General features: G+C 71.5%; 27 protein-coding genes. 13 read left to right on the plus strand and 14 right to left on the minus strand.

Translation table 11 applies throughout. The features are described from left to right. Positions 1–15: 15 nt before the first annotated feature. The 3 genes from AC2YHB_RS06930 to prcA are packed head-to-tail and all read left to right on the plus strand — an operon-like array spanning position 16 to position 1904. Positions 16–213 (plus strand): ubiquitin-like protein Pup, encoded by a 198-nt coding sequence (locus AC2YHB_RS06930; RefSeq protein WP_036545748.1) that lies wholly within the window; start codon positions 16–18, stop codon positions 211–213. A gap of 6 nt (positions 214–219) precedes the next feature. Further along, entirely contained in the window at positions 220–1074 is an 855-nt protein-coding gene (prcB, locus tag AC2YHB_RS06935) for a proteasome subunit beta (RefSeq protein ID WP_036545746.1), read from the plus strand. Continuing rightward, positions 1071–1904, plus strand: coding sequence for a proteasome subunit alpha (gene prcA, locus AC2YHB_RS06940; protein ID WP_179651300.1), 834 nt, complete (start codon positions 1071–1073; stop codon positions 1902–1904). Before prcB ends, prcA begins: the two co-directional genes overlap by 4 nt. Positions 1905–1943: 39 nt before the next feature. Here the strand turns inward: prcA and AC2YHB_RS06945 are convergent, their stop codons facing one another. After that, the gene (locus AC2YHB_RS06945) at positions 1944–3371 is read right to left on the minus strand and encodes an FAD-dependent oxidoreductase (protein ID WP_487353693.1); all 1428 of its coding nucleotides are present in this window, start codon (positions 3369–3371) and stop codon (positions 1944–1946) included. 44 nt (positions 3372–3415) lie between these two features. Between AC2YHB_RS06945 and pafA the strand changes: the two genes are divergently transcribed. The 8 genes from pafA (at position 3416) to AC2YHB_RS06985 (ending at position 12964) form a co-directional block, all read left to right on the plus strand. Continuing rightward, on the plus strand, positions 3416–4777 hold the full coding sequence (gene pafA / locus AC2YHB_RS06950) for a Pup--protein ligase (RefSeq protein ID WP_487353694.1): 1362 nt from the start codon (positions 3416–3418) through the stop codon (positions 4775–4777). 44 nt (positions 4778–4821) lie between these two features. Next, a complete protein-coding gene (locus AC2YHB_RS06955; RefSeq protein ID WP_179651296.1) occupies positions 4822–5937 on the plus strand; it encodes an FKBP-type peptidyl-prolyl cis-trans isomerase in 1116 nt (371 codons plus the stop codon). Between the two features lie 24 nt (positions 5938–5961). Further along, a complete protein-coding gene (locus AC2YHB_RS06960) occupies positions 5962–6933 on the plus strand; it encodes a helix-turn-helix transcriptional regulator (RefSeq protein WP_036545740.1) in 972 nt (323 codons plus the stop codon). An 85-nt stretch (positions 6934–7018) separates the two neighbouring features. Next, positions 7019–8038, plus strand: coding sequence for a helix-turn-helix transcriptional regulator (locus tag AC2YHB_RS06965; protein ID WP_179651294.1), 1020 nt, complete (start codon positions 7019–7021; stop codon positions 8036–8038). Positions 8039–8115: 77 nt separating this feature from the next. Beyond that, the gene (locus tag AC2YHB_RS06970; protein ID WP_036545735.1) at positions 8116–8358 is read left to right on the plus strand and encodes a Sec-independent protein translocase subunit TatA; all 243 of its coding nucleotides are present in this window, start codon (positions 8116–8118) and stop codon (positions 8356–8358) included. A 25-nt stretch (positions 8359–8383) separates the two neighbouring features. After that, positions 8384–9226 (plus strand): twin-arginine translocase subunit TatC, encoded by an 843-nt coding sequence (gene tatC, locus AC2YHB_RS06975; protein WP_036545733.1) that lies wholly within the window; start codon positions 8384–8386, stop codon positions 9224–9226. A 49-nt stretch (positions 9227–9275) separates the two neighbouring features. Beyond that, positions 9276–10145: a diacylglycerol kinase gene (locus AC2YHB_RS06980; protein WP_036545732.1), complete on the plus strand. Its 870-nt coding sequence runs from the start codon at positions 9276–9278 to the stop codon at positions 10143–10145. Beyond that, entirely contained in the window at positions 10142–12964 is a 2823-nt protein-coding gene (locus AC2YHB_RS06985) for a DEAD/DEAH box helicase (protein WP_487353695.1), read from the plus strand. Before AC2YHB_RS06980 ends, AC2YHB_RS06985 begins: the two co-directional genes overlap by 4 nt. A 139-nt stretch (positions 12965–13103) precedes the next feature. On the opposite strand, the gene AC2YHB_RS06990 is transcribed toward AC2YHB_RS06985, so the two are convergent. Beyond that, complete coding sequence (locus AC2YHB_RS06990) at positions 13104–13484, minus strand: MarR family winged helix-turn-helix transcriptional regulator (protein ID WP_487353696.1); 381 nt, start codon at positions 13482–13484, stop codon at positions 13104–13106. Positions 13485–13681: 197 nt separating this feature from the next. Here AC2YHB_RS06990 and AC2YHB_RS06995 point away from each other — a divergent pair, with 197 nt between their 5' ends. Next, a complete protein-coding gene (locus tag AC2YHB_RS06995) occupies positions 13682–14716 on the plus strand; it encodes a substrate-binding domain-containing protein (protein ID WP_487353697.1) in 1035 nt (344 codons plus the stop codon). On the opposite strand, the gene AC2YHB_RS07000 is transcribed toward AC2YHB_RS06995, so the two are convergent. From AC2YHB_RS07000 to AC2YHB_RS07055, 12 genes are all read right to left on the minus strand, one after another. After that, a complete protein-coding gene (locus AC2YHB_RS07000; RefSeq protein ID WP_179651281.1) occupies positions 14713–15459 on the minus strand; it encodes an urease accessory protein UreD in 747 nt (248 codons plus the stop codon). The two genes, AC2YHB_RS06995 and AC2YHB_RS07000, sit on opposite strands and share 4 nt — an antisense overlap. Next, complete coding sequence (ureG, locus tag AC2YHB_RS07005) at positions 15443–16165, minus strand: urease accessory protein UreG (RefSeq protein ID WP_308645674.1); 723 nt, start codon at positions 16163–16165, stop codon at positions 15443–15445. The genes AC2YHB_RS07000 and ureG overlap by 17 nt, the downstream gene beginning before the upstream one ends. Then, positions 16158–16817, minus strand: coding sequence for an urease accessory protein UreF (locus tag AC2YHB_RS07010; protein WP_179651277.1), 660 nt, complete (start codon positions 16815–16817; stop codon positions 16158–16160). The genes ureG and AC2YHB_RS07010 overlap by 8 nt, the downstream gene beginning before the upstream one ends. Before the next feature lie 7 nt (positions 16818–16824). Continuing rightward, a complete protein-coding gene (locus tag AC2YHB_RS07015; protein WP_179651275.1) occupies positions 16825–18531 on the minus strand; it encodes an urease subunit alpha in 1707 nt (568 codons plus the stop codon). Continuing rightward, positions 18524–18862 carry an urease subunit beta gene (ureB, locus tag AC2YHB_RS07020; RefSeq protein WP_036545723.1) on the minus strand — a complete coding sequence of 113 codons (339 nt, stop codon included), beginning with the start codon at positions 18860–18862 and terminating at the stop codon, positions 18524–18526. Before ureB ends, AC2YHB_RS07015 begins: the two co-directional genes overlap by 8 nt. 13 nt (positions 18863–18875) lie before the next feature. Next, positions 18876–19178, minus strand: coding sequence for an urease subunit gamma (locus AC2YHB_RS07025; protein ID WP_036545722.1), 303 nt, complete (start codon positions 19176–19178; stop codon positions 18876–18878). A gap of 4 nt (positions 19179–19182) precedes the next feature. Then, complete coding sequence (locus AC2YHB_RS07030) at positions 19183–19863, minus strand: ATP-binding cassette domain-containing protein (RefSeq protein WP_179651273.1); 681 nt, start codon at positions 19861–19863, stop codon at positions 19183–19185. After that, positions 19856–20632: an urea ABC transporter ATP-binding protein UrtD gene (urtD, locus tag AC2YHB_RS07035; RefSeq protein WP_487353698.1), complete on the minus strand. Its 777-nt coding sequence runs from the start codon at positions 20630–20632 to the stop codon at positions 19856–19858. Before urtD ends, AC2YHB_RS07030 begins: the two co-directional genes overlap by 8 nt. Further along, complete coding sequence (gene urtC / locus AC2YHB_RS07040; protein ID WP_179651268.1) at positions 20629–21750, minus strand: urea ABC transporter permease subunit UrtC; 1122 nt, start codon at positions 21748–21750, stop codon at positions 20629–20631. The genes urtD and urtC overlap by 4 nt, the downstream gene beginning before the upstream one ends. Continuing rightward, positions 21747–22631: an urea ABC transporter permease subunit UrtB gene (gene urtB / locus AC2YHB_RS07045; RefSeq protein ID WP_036545714.1), complete on the minus strand. Its 885-nt coding sequence runs from the start codon at positions 22629–22631 to the stop codon at positions 21747–21749. The genes urtC and urtB overlap by 4 nt, the downstream gene beginning before the upstream one ends. An 84-nt stretch (positions 22632–22715) precedes the next feature. Then, on the minus strand, positions 22716–23960 hold the full coding sequence (gene urtA / locus AC2YHB_RS07050) for an urea ABC transporter substrate-binding protein (RefSeq protein ID WP_036545712.1): 1245 nt from the start codon (positions 23958–23960) through the stop codon (positions 22716–22718). Positions 23961–24097: 137 nt separating this feature from the next. Further along, on the minus strand, positions 24098–25042 hold the full coding sequence (locus AC2YHB_RS07055) for a 5'-3' exonuclease (protein ID WP_308645673.1): 945 nt from the start codon (positions 25040–25042) through the stop codon (positions 24098–24100). Between the two features lie 102 nt (positions 25043–25144). Between AC2YHB_RS07055 and AC2YHB_RS07060 the strand changes: the two genes are divergently transcribed. Further along, positions 25145–25606: an Lrp/AsnC family transcriptional regulator gene (locus AC2YHB_RS07060; protein WP_036545706.1), complete on the plus strand. Its 462-nt coding sequence runs from the start codon at positions 25145–25147 to the stop codon at positions 25604–25606. Positions 25607–25739: the final 133 nt, after the last annotated feature.

Genomic DNA, 25739 nt, shown 5'->3' on the forward strand with positions numbered 1-25739 from the left:
GGATAGGGTTGCGTCATGGCCCAGGAGCAGAAGCAGCCGCGCAAGGCGGAGGAGACCGAGGAGACGACCGAGGCCGTCACCGAGTCCGACGTCGCCGAGCGCAAGGAAGGGCTCGACGAGGACGTCGACGCGATCCTCGACGAGATCGACGACGTCCTCGAGTCCAACGCCGAGGACTTCGTGAAGTCGTTCATCCAGAAGGGCGGCGAGTAGTCGCCCATGAACGACGCGCGCATCCCGGGTGCGTTCCTGCGCCCGGGCACCTCCTCGTTCAGCGACTTCATCGCCGAGAACGCCCCTGACCTGCTCCCGGCGCGCCGCTCGCTCCCTGCGGGCAGCGCGGCCGAGCTCGCCCCACACGGCACCACCATCGTCGCCGCCACCTTCCCGGGTGGCCTGGTGATGGCGGGCGACCGCCGCGCGACGATGGGCAACGTGATCGCCCAGCGCGACATCGAGAAGGTCTTCCCGGCCGACGAGTACTCCGTGGTCGGCATCGCCGGCACGGCCGGGCTCGCCGTCGAGATGGTCCGCCTCTTCCAGGTCGAGCTCGAGCACTACGAGAAGATCGAGGGCACGATCCTGTCCCTCGACGGCAAGGCCAACCGCCTCTCCGCGCTGATCCGCGCCAACCTGGGGATGGCGATGCAGGGCCTCGCCGTCGTGCCGATGTTCGCGGGCTACGACCTCGACCGCGGCGTCGGCCGGATCTTCGGCTACGACGTGACCGGCGGCCGCCACGAGGAGGCGTCCTTCTTCACGGTCGGCTCCGGGTCCCTCTTCGCCCGCGGTGCGCTGAAGAAGCTCTACCGCGACGACCTCAGCCAGGACGACGCCGTGCGTGTGTGCCTCCAGGCCCTGTACGACGCCGCGGACGACGACTCCGCGACCGGCGGACCCGACCTCACCCGCCGGATCTTCCCGGTCGTGTGGGTGGTCACCGCCGACGGCGTCCTGCGCCTGCCCGAGGAGACGCTGTCCGCGCTCGCCGACCAGCTCGTCGGAGCCCGGATGGTGAGGCCCGACGGACCGGTGGCCCCGCTTCCCGGCGGCGGAGAGGAGGCCCAGGCATGAGCACCCCGTTCTACGTCTCGCCCGAGCAGCTGATGAAGGACCGGGCCGACTTCGCCCGCAAGGGCATCGCCCGCGGCCGGTCCCTCGCAGCCGTCCAGTACGCCGACGGCGTGCTCCTCGTCACCGAGAACCCCTCGCAGGCGCTGCACAAGGTGTCCGAGCTCTACGACCGCCTCGCCTTCGCCGCGGTCGGCCGCTACAACGAGTTCGAGAACCTCCGCATCGCCGGGGTCCGCCTCGCCGACATGCGCGGCTACGCCTACGACCGTCGCGACGTGACCGGCCGCGGCCTCGCCAACGCCTACGCCCAGACCCTCGGCACCATCTTCTCCTCGGGCGGCGAGAAGCCCTACGAAGTCGAGATCTTCGTCGCCGAGATCGGCGAGAGCGCCGCCGACGACCAGATCTACCGGCTCACCTACGAGGGCCGTGTCGCCGACGAGCACGGCTACGCGGTGATGGGCGGCGACGCGGAGACGGTGTCGTCGTACCTCCGGGACAACTACGCGGAGGGGGCCGACCTCGCCTCCGCGCTCAAGGTCGCGGTGGCCGCCCTGGGGCACAGCGCCGACGGTGGGCAGGTCCAGGACCGGGTGATCCCGGTCGAGGACCTCGAGGTCGCGGTGCTCGACCGCACCCGCATCCAGCCCCGCAAGTTCCGCCGGATCCTCCCGGCGCGGCTGGCGGAGCTGCTGGGCGAGCGGGGACCGGCCGAGACCGCCCCCGCGGCACACACCTCCGAGACGCCCACCGACCTCCCGCCCACGCCGGCATCCGGCGACAACGGTGGGAACGGTTCGGGCGAGCCGCCGGTGGCGCCGCCGCTGTAGCGGGTTGGGATTGCTGCGGTTCGGCCCGAACCGCAGCACTCAGGGCTCGAGCGACCGCGTCGCCGGCCCCTCCAGAACACCCCCATCCACCCCGAACCGCGACCCGTGCAGCGGGCAGTCCCACGACTGATCGGCGCCGTTCCACGACAGCACCCCACCGAGGTGGGTGCAGCGGGGTGCGTCGTCACGGAACGGGCGGGCGGCGTACCCGCAGGCCAGCTGCCAGCCGACCTCCGCGTTGATCAGCGCGGCGCGGCCGGCGGCGAGCACCTCGCGGGGCGTCCAGCTGCGCAGCGCCGATCCCCACGACGGTACCGCGCCGCCGAGGATGTCGGCCGCGAGCACGAGTGCCGCTGCGGGCGCGGTGCTGAGCCCCCACTTGTCGAAGCCCGTGACGACCTGGATGCGGTGGTCGCCGGGGAGGAGCGGGCCGACGTAGGGGAGCGCGGTGACGGGCGACTGGTCCTGGGCGGACCAGACGTGCCGCACCTCGCTGCCGGGGAAGCAGTGCTCCGCCCACTGCAGGAGCCGTTCGACGTGCCGCTCCGGGGTGCTGCGGCCGGTGACGTGGCCCGAGCCGCCGACCATCAGCAGCTCCTCTCCGTCGGCGCCGCTGACCGACCGCACCGAGCGGACGGCGTGGTCGGCCGACAGGTGCATCCCGGCCGGCTGCCATGACGACGTGAGCGTGGCGGCGTACGAACGCTGCGGCTGGAGGCGCGCGAAGAACGCTCCGCGGTCGAGGATCGGCTGGTTCGTCGCGAGCACCACCCGCCCGGCGTCCACCACGGCGCCGGCGTCCGTCGTCAGGGTCACCCCGTCCCCGTCGCGGACCACCGTGGCCACCCGCGCCCCCTCGTGGAGTCCGGCGCCGGCCGCGACGACGTCGGCCGTCAAGGCCGCGAGCAGCTCCATGGCGTCGACCTGGAACTGGTCCTCGAGTCGTACGGCGCCGCGCACCTCGTAGGGGAGCTCGACCGAGCTGGTCCACTCGACCGGCAGCCCCGCCGTACGGGCGGCCAGCAGTTCGGCCCGCGCCCGGACCTCGCCGACGCGGGTGCCGGCGTACGTCGTCGCATGGCGACTCTCGGCCAGCAGTCCGTGGTCGTCGCAGTACCGCCGCAGCCACGCCTGGCCCTCGCGCCCCGCCTCGACGTACCTTCGCGCCGCCGACGGCGGGTTGGACCGCAGCACCCGGCTGAGCTTGGTGCCCTGCAGGAGGCTCACCTTCCCGGTCGTGTGCCCCGACGTCCCGTCGCCGACACGGCGCGCCTCCAGCACCACGACCGACCGTCCGGCCCGAGCCAGGAGCAGGGCGGTGAGCAGCCCAGCCACACCTGCGCCGACGACCGCGACGTCACACACCGACCGTCCGGGCGGGGGCGGGAACGGCCCCGGGCGTGCGCGGGTGAACCACACCGGCATGCTGTCGGCGGGTCGGGTCGCGAAGTTCGCGGAGCTGTTCATGCGCGTCCGGTACCCGATGCCGCCCGGGCCAGTAATGTGCATACATGGACCGGCGCATCTTCGGTATCGAGAACGAGTACGGCGTCACCTGCACGTTCCGCGGCCAGCGCCGGCTCAGCCCCGACGAGGTCGCGCGCTACCTGTTCCGCAAGGTCGTCAGCTGGGGACGCAGCAGCAACGTCTTCCTGCGCAACGGTGCCCGGCTCTACCTCGACGTCGGCAGCCACCCGGAGTACGCCACCCCGGAGTGCGACGACGTCGTCGACCTGGTCACCCACGACAAGGCGGGGGAGCGGGTCCTCGAGGGCCTCCTGCTCGACGCCGAGCAGCGGCTGCACGACGAGGGCATCGCCGGCGAGATCTACCTGTTCAAGAACAACACCGACTCGGCCGGCAACTCCTACGGCTGCCACGAGAACTACCTGGTCAGCAGGGCAGGGGAGTTCAGCCGCCTCGCCGACGTCCTGATCCCGTTCCTCGTCACCCGGCAGGTCATCGTCGGTGCAGGCAAGGTGACGCAGACGCCGCGCGGCACGTCGTACGCCGTCAGCCAGCGCGCGGAGCACATCTGGGAGGGCGTCTCCAGCGCCACCACCCGCAGCCGCCCGATCATCAACACGCGCGACGAGCCGCACGCCGACGCCGAGAAGTACCGCCGCCTCCACGTCATCGTCGGCGACTCGAACATGAGCGAGACGACCACGATGCTCAAGGTCGCGTCGTGCGACCTGGTGCTCCGGATGATCGAGGAGGGCGTGGTGATGCGCGACCTCACGATTGAGAACCCGATCAGGGCGATCCGCGAGATCTCCCACGACGTCACCGGCAGGCGCAAGGTCCGGCTGGCCAACGGCCGCGAGGCGAGCGCGCTCGACATCCAGGCCGAGTACCTCACCAAGGCACGCGACTTCGTGGACCGCCGCGGCATCGCCACTCCCGTGATCGAGCGCTCGCTCGACCTGTGGGAGCGCACGCTCAAGGCGGTCGAGTCCGACGACCTGGGCCTCGTCGACCGGGAGATCGACTGGGTCATCAAGTGGAAGCTGATCGACCGCTACCGCGCGAAGCACGGCCTGCCGATGAGCCACCCCCGCATCGCCCAGCTCGACCTCGCCTACCACGACATCCACCGCAACCGCGGGCTCTACTACCTCCTGGAGAAGCGTGGCGCCGTCACCCGGGTGACCAGCGACCTCAAGATCTTCGAGGCGAAGTCGGTGCCGCCCCAGAACACCCGCGCCCGACTGCGCGGCGAGTTCATCCGCAAGGCGCAGGAGCGCCGGCGCGACTTCACGGTCGACTGGGTGCACCTCAAGCTCAACGACCAGGCGCAGCGCACCGTTCTCTGCAAGGACCCGTTCCGCGCGTACGACGAGCGGGTCCAGCGCCTGATCGACGGCATGTAGCCCACCTGACACCCGGGCTCAGGCCGACTGGGTAAGGTTTGCGCGTGCTGAAGCGCCTGCCTCGTCCCGCGACCCTGCTCGTCACCGCGCTGCTGCCGGCCTCCCTCACGCTGGCCGCCTGCGGCAGCAGCGACGAGGAGCTGAAGGGCTTCGACGCCGTCTCGGTCAGCGGCGACGTGGGTGAGGCGCCCAAGATCGACTGGAAGGGCACCCTCGCCCCGGGCGACGCGACCAGCAAGGTCATCGCCAAGGGCGATGGCGACGAGGTCGCCAAGGACGACGTGGTCCTGCTGAACTTCACGATCGCCAACGGCTACACCCACAAGGTCAACTACTCGACGTACGTCGACGACGGCCACGACTACAACGTGGGCTCGCTCGTGAAGGTCGGCGCCAAGGCCGAGCCGCAAAGCGTCGCCGACCTGCTGACGCAGTCGCTCGTCTCCGAGATCAAGCCCGGCACGACCGTCGGTACCCGGATCGCGGTGACCGTCGGCAGCGACAAGCTGCTCAAGGACTACATCGGCAACTCGACGGTCCAGCAGGCCATGGCCTCGATGGACATCGGCAACGAGGACGGCCTGCTGATCGTCGCGGACGTCGCCGCGCTCGCCGGCCCGGCCGGCACCGCCCAGAAGGCGCCGGCCTGGGCGCCGAAGATCGTCGAGAAGGACGGCGTGCCCGCCAGCCTCGACTTCAAGGGCGCCCCCGCCCCGTCGGGCGACCTCGAGGTCGCCACCCTGGTCAAGGGCACCGGCCCGGTCGTCAAGAGCGGCCAGAAGATCCTTGCCAGCTACCTCGGCCAGATCCCGAAGGGGAAGAAGCCCTTCGACGAGAGCTACAGCGACGGGCGCGGCCTCGAGGCCGTCGTCGGCGGCGATGCGGCATCGGTCGTGAAGGGCTGGTCGCAGGGCCTCGTCGGCCTGCCGGTCGGCAGCCGCGTGCTCCTGCAGATCCCGCCGAAGCTGGGCTACGGCAACAAGGCGCAGGGCAAGGACATCCCGGCGAACTCCACGCTCTACTTCGTGGTCGACATCCTCGACGTCGCGGACGTCGAGCCGGCCCCGAAGCCGTCCGAGACCGCCTCGCCGTCCGGCTCGCCGTCGGGCTCGCCCTCCGGGTCTGCCACGGGCTCGCCGTCCTCCACCCCCTCGGAGTAGCGGTCACAGGGCAGAATCGGAACCATGCCCGCACCCAAGAGCGAGCGGCTGCTGAATCTCCTCATCATGCTGCTCGTGCAGCGGCGACCGATCGCCAAGGAGCGCATCCGGGAGCTGCTCTACCCGGACTCGCGCCCGGACGCCTTCGAGAAGATGTTCGAGCGCGACAAGGACGAGCTGCGCAGCCTCGGCGTACCCGTCGACGTGGCCACCATCGATCCCCTCTTCGAGGACGAGGTCGGCTACCGGATCCCGCCCGAGGCGTTCGCCCTCCCCGACGTCGAGCTGACTCCCGAGGAGGCCGCCGTGGTCGGCCTCGCCTCCCGGGTCTGGCAGCACGCCACCATGGCCCAGGCGACCTCGGACGCCGTACGGAAGCTGTCGGCGGCGGGCATCGACGTCGACCTCGACGCCCTCGACATCGCCCAGCCGCTGCTCACCGCGGAGGAGCCGGGCTTCGAGAAGTGCTGGCTCGCCGTCTGCGAACGCACCGAGATCGAGTTCGACTACCAGCGCCCGGGCGCGGACGCGCCTCTGACGCGCCACGTCCAGCCGTGGGGAGTGGTCCGCCACGCCGGCCGCTGGTATCTCGTCGGCTACGACCGCGACCGCGCCGACGAGCGCGTCTTCCGGCTCTCCCGCGTCCAGGGCGAGGTGCGCCTCGTCGGCCCGCCGGGTGCGTACGACGTCCCGGAGGACACCGACGTCCGCTCGATCGCGCGACGGCTGGCCCCGCCGACGGCCACCGAGCACGCCGTGCTGCTCGTGCGTGAGGGTGCCGGGCACGGCTTCCGGCGGTCCGCGACCAGGGTCGAGGTCGGCGTACCGGGGCCGGACGAGCGCACCCGCTGGGACCGCGTCGAGCTGGTCCGACAGGCGCAGGGTCTCGCTGACGACGTCCTCGGGCACGGGCCGGACGTGGTGATCCTGGAGCCGGCCGCTGTCCGGGCGCAGGTCGTCGCTCGGTTGACGGAGGTCGTCGGATGCGCGTCGTGAGTGTTGCGGTTTGGTCCCAAACCGCAACTTCTGATCCCCCCACGCTGCAGTTCCTGCCCCATCGACGCACCTCACGAGGCACCCGATGAGCCGCGCCACCCCACCCCCCTCCGGCGCCCGCGACCAGGTCGCCCGCCTGCTCACGCTCGTCCCGTTCCTCCACCACCGCGACGGGGTGCGCCTCGACGAGGCCGCCCGCCTGCTCGGTACGACGTCCGACCAGGTCCTGCGCGACCTCAAGGTGCTCTTCATGTGCGGCCTGCCCGGCGGGCTCCCGGGCGACCTGATCGACGTCGACCTGGACGCCATCCAGACCGAGCAGGGCGGGGTCATCACCGAGGGCGTCATCCGGGTCGAGAACGCGGAGTACCTCGACCGACCGCTGCGCCTCAGCGCCACGGAGGCCTCGGCGATCATCGTGGCGCTGCGCATGCTCCGCGACACCTCGACCGGTGACACCCGGGCCCTGGTCGCCCGGGTGCTCGACAAGCTCGAGGGTGCGGCGGCGACCGCCGGTGCCGCGCACGTCGCCGTCACGCCGTCGCCGCGCGACGCGGAGCAGGTCGCGATCGTGGAGCGGACCCGTGAGCTCAACGACGCCGTCGAGGCGGGCCGTCAGGTGCGGCTGACCTACTACGTGCCCTCCCGCGACGAGGAGTCCGAGCGCGTCGTCGACCCGCGCGGCGTGGTGACGCACGGCGTCTTCTCCTATCTCGACGCCTGGTGCCACCGGGCAGAGGGGGAGCGGCTGTTCCGGCTGGACCGGATCACCAAGCTCGAGGTCCTCGACTCACCGACCGCCACCGACCCGCAGCCGCCGCGGGACCTCAGCGACGGCCTGTTCGCCGATGTCGAGGGTCCCGACCAGGTCGTCGCCACGCTGCGGCTGGCCCCGGAGGCGCGCTGGGCGACGGAGTACTACCCGGTCCGCGACGTGCGCATCGACCCCGACGGGACCGCCGAGGTCGACCTCGTCGTCGTGGACCGCAGGTGGCTCAACCGGCTCCTGCTCCGCCTCGCGCCGTACGCCGAGGTGGTGACCCCCGAAGAGTTCACCGACTCTTTCACGACCAGTGCACAGGACACGCTCAGGCTCTACGGGTGACCTGGGCGTAGCATGGTGCCTGTCCGTCGTACCCCGTGAAGTGAGAGTTGGTCCCCACGATGTCTGCCCTGATCGGAATGCCCCAGGGAGCCGAGTGGCTCATCATTCTGGCCATCGTGATCCTCGTGTTCGGGGCCGCCAAGCTCCCCGACCTCGCGCGGGGCACCGGCCAGGCGCTGCGGATCTTCAAGGCCGAGACCAAGGGCCTGAAGGACGACGACAAGAAGCCGGCCGCGCCGGCCTCCACCGGCGAGCTCAACGCCGCCGACGACATCGCCGAGGGCGAGATCGTCGACGAGCACCGCGAGAAGAACGCCTGATCCGACCACCCGCAGGTCCACCTCCATGTCGCTGCCCGGGGTCGCCCGGCTGTTCATCGGCAAGCCGGTCCACCCCGTCGGCCAGGACGGCCGGATGGCGCTGTCCGACCACCTCCGGGAGCTGCGCGCGCGCATCCTGAAGTCGGTCTTCACGATCCTCGTGGCCTTCGTGGTCGCGCTGTTCTTCTTCGACCCGATCTTCGCGGTCATCAACGAGCCCTACCAGCAGGCCCGCGAGGCGCTGGGCGCCGACCGCACGGTAGCCACGGCCAACGGCATCGGCGGGCCCTTCCTGCTCTACCTCAAGTTGTGCGGCATCACGGCCGTCGTCGCGACCAGCCCGGTCTGGCTCTACCAGATCTGGGCGTTCATCCTCCCCGGCCTGCACCGGGAGGAGAAGCGCTGGACGCTGGTCTTCGCGATCGTCGCCGGCCCGCTGTTCATCGCCGGCATCGTTCTGGGCTACGTCACCCTGCCCAAGGGCCTGGAGATCCTGATCGGGTTCACCCAGGCGGACCTCACCAACCTGGTGGAGTTCAACGACTACCTGTCGTTCTTCGTGCGCACCCTCCTCGGCTTCGGGATCGCCTTCGAGATCCCCGTCTTCGTCGTCCTGCTCAACCTCGCGGGCATCGTCAAGGGCAAGTCGCTGGGCGCCCACCGGCCGTGGATGATCGTCGGCTGCTTCATCTTCGCCGCCGTGATGACCCCCTCCGGCGACCCGTTCACGATGACCTTCATGGCCGTCCCGATGGTCATCCTCTTCCTCATCTCCGAGGTGATCGCGCGGGTCAACGACAAGCGCCGGGCCGGTCGCGCGATCAACGCGGGCCTCTCGCCCGACGAGGCGAGCCCGCTCGACCTCTGAGCGCACAACCCGCGGGCCCCGACGATGACCGGCCGCTAACCTTCACCCTGTGCCTCGTGTCGTCGTGCTGACCAACCCGACCTCGGGCAAGGGGCGCGCGGCACGGGTGCGGGACGAGGCCCTGCCGCGCTTCCACGGCGCCGGCTGGCAGACCACGGCGCTCACCAGCCGCAGCGCCGACGACGCGCTCGACCTCGCGCGGGTCGCCGCCGCCGAGCGTCCCGACGTGCTGGCCGTCTGCGGGGGCGACGGGATGGTCAACATCGCGATGCAGGCGCTCGCCGGGACCGGCGTACCGCTCGGCATCCTCCCCGCGGGCACCGGCAACGACTTCGCCCGCTACTTCGACGTCCCGCTCGGCGACCCTGCCGCGGCAGCCTCGCGGATCGTGCACGCCACGACGCGCACCGTGGACCTCGCGCGGATCGGCGAGCGCTACTTCGGCGGGGTCCTCGCCGCCGGCTTCGACGCCGTGGTCAACGAGCGGGCCAACCGGATGCGCTGGCCCAGGGGGCAGATGCGCTACAACCTCGCCACGCTGGCCGAGCTTCGTGTCTTCCAGCCGCTCAAGTACCTCCTCGAGCTCGACGGCGAGGAGCGCAGCGTGGAGGCGATGCTGGTCGCCGTCGGCAACGGGCCGTCCTTCGGCGGCGGCCTGCGCATCACCCACGGAGCCGAGCTCGACGACGGTCTGCTCGACGTCGTCCTCATCAAGCCACTGAGCCGGCGGGAGCTGGTCCGGACCTATCCCAAGCTCTTCGACGGGAGCCACGTGAACCATCCGCAGTACGAGCACCACCGCGTGAAGCGGGTGACGGTCGCGTGCGCCGGCATCGTCGGGTACGCCGACGGCGAGCGCTTCGGCCCGCTGCCCCTCACCGTGGAGGCGGTCCCCGGCGCGTTGGCGGTGCGCGCATGAGCGACGGCAACGCCGATCGCGCCCACGACCGCGCCCGGGACGACGAGCAGCAGCCCGGCGCTGCGGAGCGCTACGCGTCGTACCGTCGCGACAAGGGCCACCCGGTCTTCCGCGACTTCGCCGCCGGCTTCCCGTTCCCGCTCGACGACTTCCAGGTCGAGGGCTGCAAGGCCGTCGAGGACGGCGACGGGGTGCTCGTCGCCGCGCCCACCGGCGCCGGCAAGACGGTCGTGGGGGAGTTCGCGGTCCACCTCGCGCTGGAGACGGGGCGCAAGTGCTTCTACACGACCCCGATCAAGGCGCTGTCGAACCAGAAGTACAGCGACCTGGTGGACCGGTACGGCGCCGACAACGTCGGCCTGCTGACCGGCGACACCACGGTCAACGGCGAGGCGCCGGTCGTCGTCATGACGACCGAGGTGCTGCGCAACATGCTCTACGCGCGATCGCGCACCCTCGTCGGCCTCGGCTTCGTGGTGATGGACGAGGTGCACTACCTCGCCGACCGTTCGCGCGGCGCGGTCTGGGAGGAGGTCATCATCCACCTGCCCGAGTCGGTGTCGGTGGTGTCGCTCTCCGCGACCGTCTCCAACGCCGAGGAGTTCGGCGAGTGGCTGGAGACCGTTCGTGGCTCCACCCGGACGATCGTCGCCGAGCGGCGCCCCGTTCCGCTCTTCCAGCACGTGATGGTCGGCCGTCGCCTGCTCGACCTGTTCGCCTCCTCCGACGTCGACGCGGCCGCCGGGTTCGTGCGCGAGGGAGCACCGGTCAACGACGAGCTGATGAAGCTGGCCCGCGACGACTGGGCGAGCAGCCGCCTGATGCGCGACCGCCGCTCACCCCGCAAGGGCAACCCCGGCTCGTCGAAGAACCCGCGCTCGGTCGGCAACGGCCGGCGGATCTGGATCCCGTCGCGCCTCGACGTCATCGACCAGCTGCAGCGCAAGAACCTGCTGCCCGCCATCGACTTCATCTTCAGCCGGGCCGGCTGCGACGCCGCCGTCCAGCAGTGCCTCGACGCCAACCTCCGGCTCACCGACGGCGAGGAGCGCGACGAGGTCATCGCGTACGTCGAGCGCACCCTCGGCGGCCTGCCGTCCGACGACCTCCACGTGCTCGGCTACCACGACTTCCTCGACGCCGCCTCCCGCGGCGTCGCCGCGCACCACGCGGGCATGCTCCCGGCGTTCAAGGAGTGCGTCGAGGAGCTCTACCTCCGCGGCCTGGTCAAGATCGTCTTCGCCACCGAGACCCTGGCGCTCGGCATCAACATGCCGGCGCGCACCGTGGTCCTCGAGAAGCTGACCAAGTGGAACGGCGAGACGCACGCCGACATCACGCCGGGGGAGTACACCCAGCTCACGGGCCGCGCCGGCCGCCGAGGACTCGACGTCGAGGGGCACGCCGTCGTGCTCTGGCAGCCCGGCATGAACCCGCGGGAGCTGGCCGGTCTCGCCTCGACCCGGACCTACCCGCTGCGCTCGAGCTTCCGGCCGTCGTACAACATGGCGGTCAACCTGGTGCACTCCTACGGACGCCACCGGGCGCGGGAGCTCCTCGAGCAGTCCTTCGCGCAGTTCCAGGCCGACCGCGCCGTCGTCGGGCTCGCCCGCCAGCAGCGCAAGGCCGAGGACGCGCTCGCCGGCTACGCCGAGGCCGCCCAGTGCCACCTCGGCGACTTCATGGAGTACGCCGCCCTGCGCCGTCGGATCTCCGAGCTCGAGAAGGAGTCCAGCAAGGTCCGCCGGAACGACCGGCGCAGCGAGGCCGAGGCGTCGCTGGAGCGGCTCAAGCCCGGCGACATCGTCGTGGTGCCGGTCGGCAAGTTCGCCGGTCCTGCGGTCATCGTCGACCCGGGCCTCTCCGAGCACGGGCACCGCCCCCTCGTGATCACCGCGGAGCGGCAGGGCCGCAGGCTGGCGATGATGGACTTCCCGACGCCGGTGGAGCCGGTCGCGAGGATCCGGCTGCCGCGCAAGCTCGACCCGCGCAACCCGCACCAGCGCAAGGACGTCGCACAGGCCGTCCGCGAGGCCGTGCGCGGGCTGCCGCTGTCGGTCACCCGCCCCAAGGCGGAGCGGGGCCAGGTCGACCCCGAGATCGCCCAGCAGATCGCGGCACTGCGCGCCCAGGTCCGCGAGCACCCCTGCCACGGCTGCGCGGAGCGCGAGGACCACGCCCGGTGGGCCGAGCGGTGGGCGAAGCTCGACAAGGACACCCAGACGCTGTCGCAGCGGATCGAGCGGCGTACCAACACCGTGGCGCGCACCTTCGACCGCGTCTGCGAGGTGCTGGAGGCGCTCGAGTACCTCGACGGCGACGAGGTCACCGAGCGCGGGCGCGGCCTGATGCGGATCTACTCCGACCTCGACCTGGTCGCGGCGGAGGCGCTGCGCAGTGGGCTGTGGGACGACCTGTCCCCGGCCCAGCTGGGCGCCGTGCTGTCGGCGCTGGTCTACGAGGCCCGCCGTCCCGAGGACGGACCGCCCAACGTCCCCGGCGGCGCGATCGGGACCACGATCGACGCGATGACCCGGTTGTGGGGCGAGCTGGAGCGGCTCGAGCGCGAGCACCGGCTCGACTTCCTCCGCAAGCCCGACGGCGGCTTCGCATGGACGGCCTATCGCTGGGCCGAGGGCCAGGACCTCGACGAGGTGATCACCCGCAACGACCAGACCGCGGGCGACTTCGTGCGCCAGATGAAGCAGCTGATCGACTTCGCCGGGCAGATCGCCGACGCCGCGGCCGGCACGCCGGTGCGGGACAACGCACGGGCACTGGTGAAGCTGCTGCGGCGGGGGATCGTCGCGGGCGACTGACGTCCGGCGTACTGCGACCCGACCAGGCCCGGGACCCCCGTCGATCGGGCACGACTGCAGCCGTCCCGGCCGCTTTGCTGCGGTTTGGGACCAAACCGCAACTCTCAGCAGCACCCGGCAGCGCCACCCACGGGAACCCTCAGCCGAGTCCCTCGGACGCGACCCCCGCCTCAGCCGCCCGCAACCGGGCCGCGTACTCGACGCCCCGGGGCGACAGCGCCACCACCGAGCGCCGCTTGTCGCCCGGGTCGATGCGGCGTACGACGATGCCCCGCTCGACCAGCTTGTCCATGTACCGCGTCAGGCTGGCGGCCGGTACGACGGCCAGCGTCGCGATCTCACCCATCCCGAGGCCGGGCGCGGCGCCGATCACGGCGATGATGCGCCAGTGGTCCATCGTGAGGCCGTGCTCGGCCAGCAGCGGTCGCAGGGCGCCGCGCAGCCGCGCCTCGACCTGGCGCACGTGCACGGCGAGGCTGCTCCCGGGCTCTCCCGAGTGCAGGGACTGCGGCTGGGTCACGGCGATCTCCTCGGTCGGATTGTGACAATCGCGTGAACGACGCTGCCACGCCGCGGCGTCGGCACTATCCTAGGGCGGACCACGAAGACCCCCGGTTGATCCGTCGCCCGCAACGTCGCCGGCAGCACCAGCCGACGCCCCGCACGGAGGTCCCCGTGCTTCGCACGCGCCCAGACGACGTCCTTCCGGTTGCCTTCGTGGTCCCCCTCCAGGGGCCGACCGGCATCTACGGCCCGTCCTGCCTGGCGTGCGGCGAGCTGGCGGTCGAGCAGCTGAACGCCGGCGCGGGCATCGCCGGACGCCGCGTCGAGCTGGTCGTGGTCGACGGCGGACGCGACCCGGACCTGGTGGCGGACGAGGTCGGCCGGCTGGTCGACACGGGCGCGGTCGAGGCCGTGGCGGGCTGGCACACCTCGGCCGTGCGCCAGGCGATCACCCGTCGTGTCGGGGGTCGCGTCGTCTACGCGTTCGGCGCCATGCACGAGGGCGGCGACTCCACGCCCGGCGTGTTCATGATCGGCGAGCGCCCGATCAACCAGCTGCTGCCCGCGGCGCACTGGATGCGCGAGGAGCTGGGCGTCGGTCGCTGGGCGATCCTCGGCAACGACTACGTGTTCCCGCGGGTGACCGGGACGACGGCCCGCCTCGCCCTGCAGGGCACCGCCTCGGAGATCGTCAGCGAGACCTACGTGCCGCTCGGCACGAGCGACTTCGCCGGCGTGATCAGTGAGCTCGAGCGACAGCCGGTGGACGGCGTGATCATGCTGCTGATGGGGCAGGACGCCGTGCACTTCAACCGGCAGTTCGCCCGGGCGGGCCTCACCGCGGCGCTCCCGCGGCTCAGCCCGGCGGTCGAGGAGAACACGCTGCTCGCCGCCGGTGCGGACGCGAGTGAGGGCCTGTACGCCGCGGCGGCGTACTTCGACGGGATGGACACCGTCGAGAGCTCGACCCTCGCCCGGGACTACTACGCGCGCTGGGGCCGGTGGGCGCCGGCGCTCAACGCCGTCGGGGAGTCCTGCTACGAGGCCATCTCGTTCCTCGCCCGCGTCGGCGAGGTGTGCGGCTCGCTCACCGTCGACGCGGTGGCCTCGCTGCCCTCGGGCCACTTCTACTCCAGTCCCCGCGGCCTGATGCGCCTGGACGGGAACCTGCTCGACCAGGACGTCTACCTCGCCGCTGCGGACGGGCTCGAGTTCCGCGTCGAGCAGCAGATCGCGCGCGCCCACTAGCTGCACCCGCTGATCTCGTCCCACGCGCCGGTGAGCTCGACGTCGTGGACCTGCTGGCCGAGCCGCCGCCACAGGACGGCACCGGGGCGGTCGAGGTCGTAGCGGTGGAGGTCGTCGGGAGTCTCCGGCACGTCCGCACCGACCGACAGCACGCTCGTCACGACCCGGGAGCCCCCGAGCATCCACGGCGCGGACGCGGCGTCGAGCGGCAGGTCCTCGACCAGCACCGGACCGGCGGGGTCGTGGACGGTGGTGGTCTGCCGGACCGATCCCGGCTGCTCGCCGTACCGCCCGAGCACGAGGGTCTCCCGCAGCGCCAGGCGTGCGCCGGCAGCGCACCGCACGCGCACCGCACGCGCGACCTCGGCCCCCGCCGCCACGACGAAGGGGAGCCCGCCCCACCGCAGGGTCGCTCCCGCGGCGAGGTCGACCCGCACGTCCCAGCGGGCGGCGGAGCCGCGCATGTCGTAGGCGACGGTGCCGCCCGTCTCGACGAGGTCGACCTCGAGCCCTTCGCCGACCGACACGTCGATCTCGATCGCGTCGCCGGCGAGGAGCAGCGCACCTTCCGGAACGAGGGCGACCCGTGCCCTCGCGGCGGCGTGCTCGACCACCACGGCGCGCAGTGCCGACGCCGTCGGGTCCGAGCGGGTGACGGCCGTGCGCACCTGGCAGCGCCCGCCGGAGGGACCGGCGGAGATGCGCAGGCGGGTCCGGCCGAGGCGCTCAGTGCTCGTGAGCATGCTCACCGGCGTGCGAGTGCGCGGCCATCGGGCCGGGATCCACCGGCACCAGCAGGCCGTGCTGGTGGGAGGAGCGGACCTCGAGGACCCAGGCGACGATCGCGTCGATGCTCGCCCGGTCGGTCCGGGAGAGGGCGATGACCGGTCGCCCGTCGCGGGCCGCGACGGCGTCGGCCTTCATCTGCACGACGTCCACGCCGACGTACGGCGCCAGGTCGGTCTTGTTGACCACCAGCAGGTCGGCCCGCTCGATCCCCGGTCCGCCCTTGCGTGCGACGTCGCCACCGCCCGCCACGTCGAGCACGAACACCTGCGCGTCCACGAGCGCGGGCGAGAAGGTGGCCGTCAGGTTGTCGCCGCCGGACTCGAGGAGCACCAGGTCGAGGTCGGGGTAGTCGCGCTCGAGCTCCTCGACCTCCAGCAGGTTGGCGCTGATGTCGTCGCGGATCGCCGTGTGCGGGCAGGCACCCGTCTCGACCGCGCGGATGCGATCGGCTGCCAGGACCCCGGCGGAGCGCAGGAAGCGGGCGTCCTCGTCGGTGTAGATGTCGTTGGTGACGACGGCGAGGCTGAGCCGGTCGGACAGCTCGCGGCACAGCAGCGCGATGAGCGAGCTCTTGCCGGTGCCGACGGGCCCGCACACGCCCAGCCGGAGCGGGCGCTCGACGTGGGCATGGGCGTGGTCGTGGTGATGGTGCTCAGGCACGGAACAACCTCCTGGTGGTGCGGGCATGGGCCTGCGCCCACACCTCGATCTGGGGGACCCCGACGGCGGGGATGTCGTCGGGCTCGGCGACGCCGGCGGTCGCCGTGACCAGGTCCTCGACGAGCGGCAGCGCGTCGACCACCCATCCCGTGACGGCCGCCGGGTCGAGGGGGAGCAGCTTGAGCGCCGCGGCGCAGACGGTCTGCACGTCGTCGTACGCGACGAGGCGGGCGAGCGCCTCCGCGCCGATCCCGAGGCCGGCCGCCACGGCGCCGAGCGCCACCGCCCTGCTCGCGCCGGGGACCGCCTGCAGCGGCGCCGCGGCGTCCGGCCACACCTGGGCGCACAGGCGCAGCAGGGTCCGGGCCTGCACCCGCGACGCGCTGCGGACCGCCGGCGCGACGGTCCGCGCCGCCCAGGCCGTCTCCACGTCCGCCAGCGGCGTCCGGTCCAGCACCGCCCGCCGGGCCGCGAGCGCCGTGCCCGCCTCGACCCGGGTGACGCCCCGCAGCCGCGTCCGGAGGTACGACGGCACGTCGGCCGCTCCCAGACCAGCCATCACGGCGCCCTCGAGCGTGCCGGACTGGGTGTGCCCCGCGACGGGCAGCCGCGCGTCGGCGAGCAGCAGGGTGAGCAGGTCGGGGTGGGCCATCGCGGTCTCAGAACATCGAGTACAGCTGCGCCAGGGGCAGCTCGGTGGCCGGGGCCGGCACGATCCGCTCGCCGTCGACGTCGATCGCGAAGGTCTCCGGGTCGATGTCGATCCGCGGCAGCGCGGTGTTGTTGGCCATGTCGGCCTTGGTGACCGCTCGCGTCGGCTTCACCGCCGCGAGCCGGCGACGCAGCCCCAGCCGGTCGGCGAGGCCGTCCTCCAGCGCCGCAGGCGACACGAAGGTCACGCCGTGCGCGCTGCCGTCGTCGCCGAGGGTGGGCCGCATCAGCACCGGCTGCGGTGTCGGGATGGAGGCGTTCGGGTCCCCGAGTGCCCCCCACACGAGCGCTCCGGACTTCATCACCACCTGCGGCCGGATCCCGAAGAAGCGCGGGTCCCAGAGGACGAGGTCGGCGAGCTTGCCGGGCTCCACCGAGCCGACCTCGTGGTCGATGCCGTGCGCGACGGCCGGGTTGATCGTGTACTTCGCGACGTAGCGCCGGGCCCGCGCGTTGTCCGCCGGCCCCTCGGCGAGGTCGCCGTGGGCGCCGTAGCGGGCCTTCATGACGTGCGCGACCTGCCAGGTCCGGCAGACCACCTCGCCGATGCGGCCCATGGCCTGCGCGTCGGACGACGTGATCGAGAGGGCCCCGAGGTCGTGCAGCAGGTCCTCCGCGGCGATCGTGGTGGCCCGGATCCGGGACTCGGCGAACGCGAGGTCCTCGGGGACCTGCGGGTTGAGGTGGTGGCAGACCATCAGCATGTCGAGGTGCTCGGCGACCGTGTTGACGGTGTGCGGCAGCGTCGGGTTGGTCGAGCCGGGGATCACGTGCGGCAGCGAGGCCACGGTGAGGATGTCCGGCGCGTGCCCGCCACCCGCGCCCTCGGCGTGGAAGGCGTGGATGCCCCGACCGGCGATCGCGGCGATGGTCGACTCGACGTAGCCGGCCTCGTTGAGGCTGTCGGAGTGCAGTGCGACCTGCAGGCCGAACTCGTCCGCCGCGCGCAGCGAGGCGTCGATGGCCGCGGGCGTCGATCCCCAGTCCTCGTGCACCTTGTAGCCGGCCGCGCCGCCCAGCGCCTGCTCGGCGAGCCCGCCGGCGCTGACCGTGTTGCCCTTGCCGAACAGCAGGATGTTCAGCGGCACCGAGTCCAGCGCCCGGTGCACGGTCGCCAGGTGCCACGCACCGGGCGTCACCGTGGTGGCCTTCGAGCCCTCGGACGGGCCGGTGCCGCCACCCGCGATGGTGGTGATGCCGGTGGCCAGCGCCTCCACCAGCTGCGAGCGGGAGAGCAGGTGCACGTGCACGTCGATGGCGCCCGCGGTGAGGATCTTGCCCTCGCCGGCGACCACGTCGGTCCCGGGACCGATCACGAGGTCGGGGTGGACGCCGTCGGCGATGTCGGGGTTGCCCGACCGGCCCAGCGCCACGATCCGCCCGTCCTTGATCCCCACGTCGGCCCGGACGACGCCCCAGTGGTCGAGCACCAGCGCGTTGGTGATGACCGTGTCGAGGGCGCCCTCGGCCGACGTGCGCGTCGACTGCGCCATCGACTCCCTGATCGACTTGCCGCCGCCGAAGACCGCCTCCTCGCCGCCGACCACCCAGTCCTGCTCGACCTCGATCCACAGGTCGGTGTCGCCGAGCCGGACCTGGTCGCCGACGGTCGGGCCGTACAGGGCGGCGTACGCCGCACGGCTGATCTCAACCATCGAGCCGGCCTCCGTCCGTGCGCACCTGGATGCCCGGCACCACCCGCGCTCCCCGGAGCGCGACGATCGCGACCTCCTGGGACGCGCCCGGCTCGAACCGGCGTGACGTCCCCGAGGGGATGTCCAGCCGGAAGCCGTACGCCGCCGCACGGTCGAAGTCGAGGGCGGCGTTCACGTCGGGCAGGTGGATGTGCGAGCCGATCTGCACCGGCCGGTCGCCGGTGTTGGTGACCACCAGCAGGCCACGCTCGTCGGGGGAGCGGTCCGCGTTCAGCACGACCGTGCCGGGTGCGGTCCGGGTGGCGCCCGGTCCGTCGCTCACGATGCCCATGGGTGCTCGCTCCTCACGCGATCGGGTGGTGGAGAGTGACGAGCTTGCGCCCGTCGCGGAAGGTGGCCTCGACCTGGACGTCGACCAGCATCTCGGGGACGCCGGCCATGACCTGCTCGCGGCGCAGCACGTCGCGGCCGCGCTCCATCAGGTCCGAGACCAGCGCACCGGCGCGGGCCTCCTCGATGACCCAGCAGGACAGCAGGGCGACCGCCTCGGGGTAGTTGAGCCGGACCCCGCGGTCCAGCCGGTCCCGGGCGACCATGCCGGCGACGCTCAGCAGCAGCTTCTCCGTGTCGGAGGGTGTCAGGTGCATGGCCTCAGACTGCCATCGCCGTACGAACCGCCTCGAGCGCTCCGGCGCCGCCGGCACCGCTCGAGGTGACCCGGCCCGACTCCAGCACGTAGTAGGCGTCGGTGCTGCGCAGGGCGAAGCCGACGTGCTGCTCGACCAGCAGGACCGACAGGTCCCCCCGCGCCGTGAGCGCGGTGATGACCGCCTCGATCTCGGCGACCACATTGGGCTGGATGCCCTCGGTCGGCTCGTCGAGGATCAGCATCCGCGGCTTGGTCAGGAGCGTCCGCGCGATCGCGAGCTGTTGGCGCTGGCCTCCGGAGAGCAGACCCGCCCTGCGTGCGAGCAGGTCACGCAGCGCCGGGAAGGTGTCCAGCACCTCGTCGATCGCCGCCCGGTCGGTGCTGACCAGCTGCAGGTTCTCCAGGGTCGTCATCTGGGGGAACGACAGCTGGCCCTGCGGGACGTAGCCCAGGCCGCGCGCCACCCGCTTGTTCGGGCGGAGCCGGGTCACGTCCTCGCCGTCGAGCAGCACCTGCCCGCGCATCACCGGCAGCAGACCCACCGCGACGCGCAGCACCGTGGTCTTGCCCGCGCCGTTGTGACCCATCACGGCGACGGCGCCGCCATCGGGGACCTCCAGCGACACGTCCTCCAGGACGCGGGTGCGGCCGTAGCCGGCGCTCACCCCTCGCAGCTCAAGCATGGTCGACCTCCTCGCTCGCCTCGGCGGCACTCGTCTCGGCCTGTCGGCCCAGGTAGACCTCCTGGACCCGCGGATCGGCCTGGATCTCCGCCACCGTGCCCTCGGCCAGCACCTTGCCGGCATGCATCACGGTCACCACGTCGGCGTAGCTGCGGACGAACTCCATGTCGTGCTCGATCACGACGATGGTCCGCTCGCGGCCGATCCGCCGCAGCAGCTCGCCGGTCTCGGCCCGCTCCTCGGCGCTCATGCCGGCCACCGGCTCGTCGAGCAGCATCACCCGGGCGTCCTGCACCAGCAGCATCCCGATCTCGAGCCACTGCTTCTGGCCGTGGGCCAGGACTCCCGCGGGCTTGTCGCGCAGGTCCGCGAGCCCGATGGTCTCCAGCGCCTCCTCGACGTACGACGGCGTGCCGCGCCGGGCGAGCGCCATCCTCCACGCCGACCGGTGGACCCCGCCGGCGATGTCGAGGTTCTGCAGGACCGAGAGGCCCTCGAACACCGTCGCCGTCTGGAAGGTGCGGCCGATGCCGGCGCGCACGATCCGGTGCGACTTGGTGTGCAACAGGTCCCGGTGGCGGTACCGGGCCAGCCCGGTGGCGGGCACGAGCCCGGTCACCGCGTCCACGAGCGTGGTCTTGCCGGCCCCGTTGGGCCCGATCAGGAAGTGCAGGCGGCCCTGCAGCAGGGTCAGGTCGACCCCGTCGATGGCCTTGAAGCCATCGAACTCGACGCTCAGCCCCCGGATCTCCAGGTAGTCGTCGTTCATCGGGCGACCTCCAGGTCGTCGACCGCCGGCTCTGCCGTGCGGTGCTTCGGGACGGCGGGGGAGCGGACCACCGAGCGCAGCCGTCCGAGGGCCTGGGACCAGACGCTGCCGAGACCGGCGGGGAAGAACAGGATCACGACGATGAACAGCAGGCCCAGGAAGTAGGTCCACTGGTCCGGGAAGGACTCCGAGAGCGACGTGCGTCCGTAGCCGACGGCGAGCGCACCCAGCGCCGGACCCAGCAGGAGTGCGCGTCCGCCGAGCGCGACGCCGGCGATCAGGAAGATCGACGCGGTCGCGTCGACGTCGGACGGCGAGATGATGCCGGTGATCGGCGCGAAGAGGGCGCCGCCAACGCTCGCCATCACCGCGGCGACCACGAAGGCGACCAGCTTGATGTTGGCCGGGTCGTGCCCCAGGAAGCGGACGCGCTCCTCGGCGTCCCGGGTCGCGACCAGCAACTCGCCGAAGCGGCTGCGGTAGAGCTGCCACACCACGAGCAGGCAGGCCACCAGCACGGCCGCGGCGATCGAGTAGATCATCTTCTTGTTCACCGGGTCGTAGAGGTTGTAGCCGAAGAACACGGTGAACTGGTTGAGCCCGTTGAAGCCGCCCGTCTGCTTGATGGTCGCGATCAGCAGGGTCGCGAACGCGACCGCCAGCGCCTGGGTGAGGATCGCGAAGTAGGCGCCCTTGACCCGCCTCTTGAAGATTGCCCAGCCGAGGATCGCGGTAGCGACCGCCGGGAGGGCGACGATGGCGAACAGGGTGAAGGCGCCGCTGCGGAAGGGCTCCCACCAGCCGGGCATCGTGCCGTCGCCGTACAGGACCATGAAGTCGGGGATGGCGTCCGGGCCACCCGTGGCCATCGCGGCCTCGAGCTTGAGGTGCATGGCCATCGCGTAGCCGCCGAGGCCGAAGAAGACGCCCTGGCCCATGACGAGCATGCCCCCGCGCCCCCACGCGAGGCCGATGCCGACGCCCGCGATCGCCCAGCAGACGTACTTGCCGAGATTGTTGAGCCGGAACGGGCTGAGCACGGCCGGCGCGACGACGAGCAGGGCGATCGCGATCAGGGCGATGCCGACGAGCGGTCCCCACTTCTGCAGGTGCTTCATGCGAGCCCCCTGGTACGCACGGTGAACAGGCCCTGGGGCCGGAGCTGGAGGAAGACCACGACGAGCCCGAAGGTGACCACCTGGGCCATGCTCGAGCTGTACCAGTCGGTCAGGTACGCGGTGACGATGCCGACGGCGAAGGCCGCGATCACCGTGCCCTTGAGCTGGCCGAGACCGCCGGCCACGACGACGAGGAACGCCGAGATGATGTACGTCGTCCCGAGGTTCGGGTTCGTGCCGGAGATGAGGGACACGGCGACGCCGCCGATGCCCGCCAGGCCGGAGCCGACGAAGAAGGTGACCCGGTCGACGGTGCGCGTGGAGACGCCCATCGTCTCGGCGAGGTCGCGGTTCTGCACGGTCGCCCGGATCTGGCGTCCGTAGGCGGTGTACTTCAGCAGTGCGCCGAGGGCTCCGAGCGCGGCGAGCGCGAGCACGATCGTGAACATCTGCCGGTAGGGCCAGTGGTAGCCGAACACGTCGACGTTGCCGTCGAGCCAGCCCGGCGTGTGCACCGGGTCGCCCTGCGCGCCGAACACGTCCTTGGCGAGCTGCTGGAGCAGCAGGCTGACGCCGACGGTGACGAGCAGCGTGTCCAGCGGGCGCCGGTACATCCACTGGATGATCGCGACCTCCAGCAGGAGGCCGAGCAGGCCGGCGACGAGGAATGCCACCGGCAGCGCGACGAGGATCGAGATGTCGGTGTTGGTCACGACCTGCTGGGTGAGATAGGCCGTGTAGGCGCCGGCCATGAGGAACTCGCCGTGCGCCATGTTGATCACGCCCATCTGGCCGAAGGTGAGGGCCAGGCCGAGCGCGGCGATGAGCAGCAACGCGCCGGTGGCGGCACCGGCGAGCAGCGGGGTGGTGAACGCGTCCACGGGGGACTCCTGACGGGTGGCCCCGGGGTGCCGCGCTGCGCGAGCACGACACCCCGGGGGAGGGACGATCCGGACCGGCTCAGGTCACTCGCCGCTGGGGTCCCACCACGAGTAGCCCTTCAGGAACGGGTCGGGCTCGATCGGCGCGTCCGAGGACCAGACCACGTCGAACTGGTTGTCCTTGTTGATCCGCCCGATCAGGCCGGTCTTGGCGATGTGGTGGTTCTCGCCGTCGATCGTGACCGTGCCCTCGGGGGCGTCGAAGGTGACCCCGTCGGCCGCGGCGTTGATCTTGTCGACGTCGAAGGAGTCGGCCTTCTCGACCAGCGCCTTGTAGAGGTAGAGCGAGGTGTACGCCGCCTCCATCGGGTCCGACGTGGGCCGCTTGTCGCCGTACTTGGCCTTGAACGCCTTGATGAACGCGTCGTTGGTCGGGCTCTTCACCGACTGGAAGTAGTTCCACGCGGCGAACTGGCCGGTGACGTCCTTGCCCATCGCCGGCGCCTCCTCCTCGGCGATGGAGACCGAGATGATCGGCGACGTCTCGGGGCTCAGGCCCTGCTCGTAGTACGCCTTGATGAAGCCGACATTGGACGAGCCGTTGATCGTGTTGAACACGAAGTCCGGCTTCGCCTTGACGATCTTCGACACCTGGGTGGTCCAGTCGTCGTCGTCCAGCGGGACGTACTCCTCGCCGACGATCTCGATGCCGAGCTCCTTGGCGTACTGCTTGATGATCTTGTTGGCGGTGCGCGGGAAGACGTAGTCCGAACCCGCGAGGAACAGGGTCTTCACGCCCTTGGACTTGAGGAAGTCCATGGCCGGGATGATCTGCTGGTTGGTCGTGGCGCCGGTGTAGTAGATGTTCTTCGACGCCTCGAGGCCCTCGTACTGCACCGGGTAGAAGAGCAGCCCGTTGTCGGCCTCGACGACCGGGAGCATCGCCTTGCGCGACGCGGAGGTCCAGCCGCCGAAGACGGCCGCGACGCAGTCGCCGGTGAGCAGCTTCTCGATCTTCTCGGCGAAGACGGCCGGGTCACTGGCCCCGTCCTCCACCACCGGCTCGATCTTCTTCCCGAGGATGCCGCCGTCGGCGTTGATCTCCTCCAGGGCCATCACCAGCGAGTCGCGAACGGTCTGCTCGCTGATCGCCATGGCGCCGGAGGTGGAGTTCAGGAACCCGAGCTTGATGGTGTCACCGGAGGTGTCGACGCAGCTCTCGGCTGAGCTCGACTCCCCGGACTTGGAACCGCCACAGGCGCTGAGGCTGAGTGCCGCGGTGAGCACGAGCACGGAGCCGGTCGCAAGGCGGGAGCGGGAATGGAACAAGGGACAACCCTCTCGGTCATCGCGACCGCCTTCTCGGGAGGCGGCCGCTGGGCCAGGGGGCACGACGCCGGGCCCCGGTGGCGATGAACCTAGGAACGGCTGATTTCCAACTAGTACCAAATGGAATGAAATCGGTGTTACATGTCGGCCGCGGGCTCCACGGCGAGTGACGCGAGCACGCCGGTCAGCCGTGCGACCGGACTCGCGAGGCCCCACTGCTCCACCAGTGCCGCCAGCCGGTCGGCGTCCATTGGGTGCTGGGGGAGCGCGAGGTGGTCGCGGCGGAGATCGATGTCGCGGGCCACCGCGACGACGGTCGGAGCCACCTCGAGGTACGCCGCCGCGTCGCGGATCTTCAGCCGGGGACCCGGGCCCAGGTCGCTGCCCGGATCCTCGACCGCGGCGAGGATGCCCGGGATGTCGTCGTACTTCTGCAGGAGGCTGGCGGCCGTCTTCTCGCCGACCCCCTTCACGCCCGGCAGGCCGTCGGACGCGTCCCCGCGCAGGGTCGCGAAGTCGGCGTACTGGTCGGCCCGCACGCCGTACTTCTCCAGCACCCAGGCCTCGTCGACACGCTCGTGCCGGCCGACCCCGCGGCCGACGTACAGGATCCGGACGCCGGCGGCGTCGTCGACCAGCTGGAAGAGGTCGCGGTCGCCGGTCACCACGTCGACCGGCATCCCGGCACCGGTCGCGAGCGTGCCGATCACGTCGTCGGCCTCGTATCCGGGGGCGCCCACCACGGCGATGCCGAACGCGTCCAGCACCTCGCGGATGACCGGTACCTGCAGCTCCAGCGGGTCCGGGACCTCCTCGACGTCCGGGGCGCCGACGACCTCCTCGACGACACGGTGCGCCTTGTAGGTCGGGATCAGGTCGACGCGCCACTGCGGGCGCCAGTCGTCGTCCCAGCAGCAGGCGAGGTGGGTCGGCTGGTACTGCTCCACCAGCCGGGAGATGTAGTCGAGCAGGCCGCGGACAGCGTTCACGTTGGTGCCGCCGGGGGAGAGGATCTCGGGCGAGCCGAAGAAGGCCCGGAAGTAGAGGCTGGCGGTGTCCAGGAGCAGCAGGCGGTCCGTCACCGGGCCAGCGTAGTGGTGCGGATCGGCGTGGATCGGCGTGGATCGGAGCGCCGCGGCGAGACATCGCGGTGACGGGCCGCCGCGACCACTAGGGTGGGGCGCGTGAGTCAGAGCAGCCATCCAGCCGTCGAGGCGACCGATCGGCAGATCCTGGAGCTCCTGGCCAAGGACGGGCGGATGTCCTACACCGATCTCGGGCGGGCCACGGGGCTCTCCACCTCGGCCGTGCACCAGCGGGTCAAGCGACTCGAGCAGCGCGGCCTCATCCTCGGCTACGGCGCGACGGTGAACTATGCCGAGATCGGCCTACCACTGACGGCGTTCATCGCCATCCGCCCCATCGACCCGTCCCAGCCGGACGACTGCCCCGACCGGCTGGTCGACATGCCGGAGATCGAGTCGTGCTGGTCCGTGGCCGGCGAGGAGTCGTACGTCCTCAAGGTCCGCACCACCTCGCCCGCCGAGATGGAGGGCCTGCTGGGCCGGATCCGGAGCGCGGCCAACGTCTCCACGCGCACCACGATCGTGCTCTCGACGTACTACGAGAACCGTCCGGTGAGCTGATCCAGCACGAGAGCCGGCGTGTTGTGACGCGACACGCCGGACAAGGTCCCGATTTTCTGAGATTTTTCTCGTTCGGTGAGGCCTTCCTGACCTGCGAGAACGCGCGTCTGCGCAGGTCAGCGGCCGGTTGACA

It is taken from the genome of Nocardioides sp. SRI_004 (assembly GCF_057586415.1).

Excerpts from the sequence above, each read along its gene's own strand:
- urtD (WP_487353698.1), bottom strand. The coding sequence starts at position 20,632 with ATGAACGACGACTACCTGGAGATCCGGGGGCTGAGCGTCGAGTTCGAT.
- AC2YHB_RS07030 (WP_179651273.1), bottom strand. The coding sequence starts at position 19,863 with ATGCTTGAGCTGCGAGGGGTGAGCGCCGGCTACGGCCGCACCCGCGTC.
- AC2YHB_RS06985 (WP_487353695.1), top strand. The coding sequence starts at position 10,142 with ATGAGCGACGGCAACGCCGATCGCGCCCACGACCGCGCCCGGGACGAC.
- AC2YHB_RS07000 (WP_179651281.1), bottom strand. The coding sequence starts at position 15,459 with ATGCTCACGAGCACTGAGCGCCTCGGCCGGACCCGCCTGCGCATCTCC.
- tatC (WP_036545733.1), top strand. The coding sequence starts at position 8,384 with ATGTCGCTGCCCGGGGTCGCCCGGCTGTTCATCGGCAAGCCGGTCCAC.
- urtC (WP_179651268.1), bottom strand. The coding sequence starts at position 21,750 with ATGAAGCACCTGCAGAAGTGGGGACCGCTCGTCGGCATCGCCCTGATC.
- prcB (WP_036545746.1), top strand. The coding sequence starts at position 220 with ATGAACGACGCGCGCATCCCGGGTGCGTTCCTGCGCCCGGGCACCTCC.
- AC2YHB_RS06965 (WP_179651294.1), top strand. The coding sequence starts at position 7,019 with ATGAGCCGCGCCACCCCACCCCCCTCCGGCGCCCGCGACCAGGTCGCC.
- AC2YHB_RS06970 (WP_036545735.1), top strand. The coding sequence starts at position 8,116 with ATGCCCCAGGGAGCCGAGTGGCTCATCATTCTGGCCATCGTGATCCTC.
- AC2YHB_RS07015 (WP_179651275.1), bottom strand. The coding sequence starts at position 18,531 with ATGGTTGAGATCAGCCGTGCGGCGTACGCCGCCCTGTACGGCCCGACC.
- pafA (WP_487353694.1), top strand. The coding sequence starts at position 3,416 with ATGGACCGGCGCATCTTCGGTATCGAGAACGAGTACGGCGTCACCTGC.
- AC2YHB_RS06945 (WP_487353693.1), bottom strand. The coding sequence starts at position 3,371 with ATGAACAGCTCCGCGAACTTCGCGACCCGACCCGCCGACAGCATGCCG.
- AC2YHB_RS07010 (WP_179651277.1), bottom strand. The coding sequence starts at position 16,817 with ATGGCCCACCCCGACCTGCTCACCCTGCTGCTCGCCGACGCGCGGCTG.
- AC2YHB_RS06960 (WP_036545740.1), top strand. The coding sequence starts at position 5,962 with ATGCCCGCACCCAAGAGCGAGCGGCTGCTGAATCTCCTCATCATGCTG.
- ureB (WP_036545723.1), bottom strand. The coding sequence starts at position 18,862 with ATGGGCATCGTGAGCGACGGACCGGGCGCCACCCGGACCGCACCCGGC.
- AC2YHB_RS06930 (WP_036545748.1), top strand. The coding sequence starts at position 16 with ATGGCCCAGGAGCAGAAGCAGCCGCGCAAGGCGGAGGAGACCGAGGAG.
- prcA (WP_179651300.1), top strand. The coding sequence starts at position 1,071 with ATGAGCACCCCGTTCTACGTCTCGCCCGAGCAGCTGATGAAGGACCGG.
- AC2YHB_RS07025 (WP_036545722.1), bottom strand. The coding sequence starts at position 19,178 with ATGCACCTGACACCCTCCGACACGGAGAAGCTGCTGCTGAGCGTCGCC.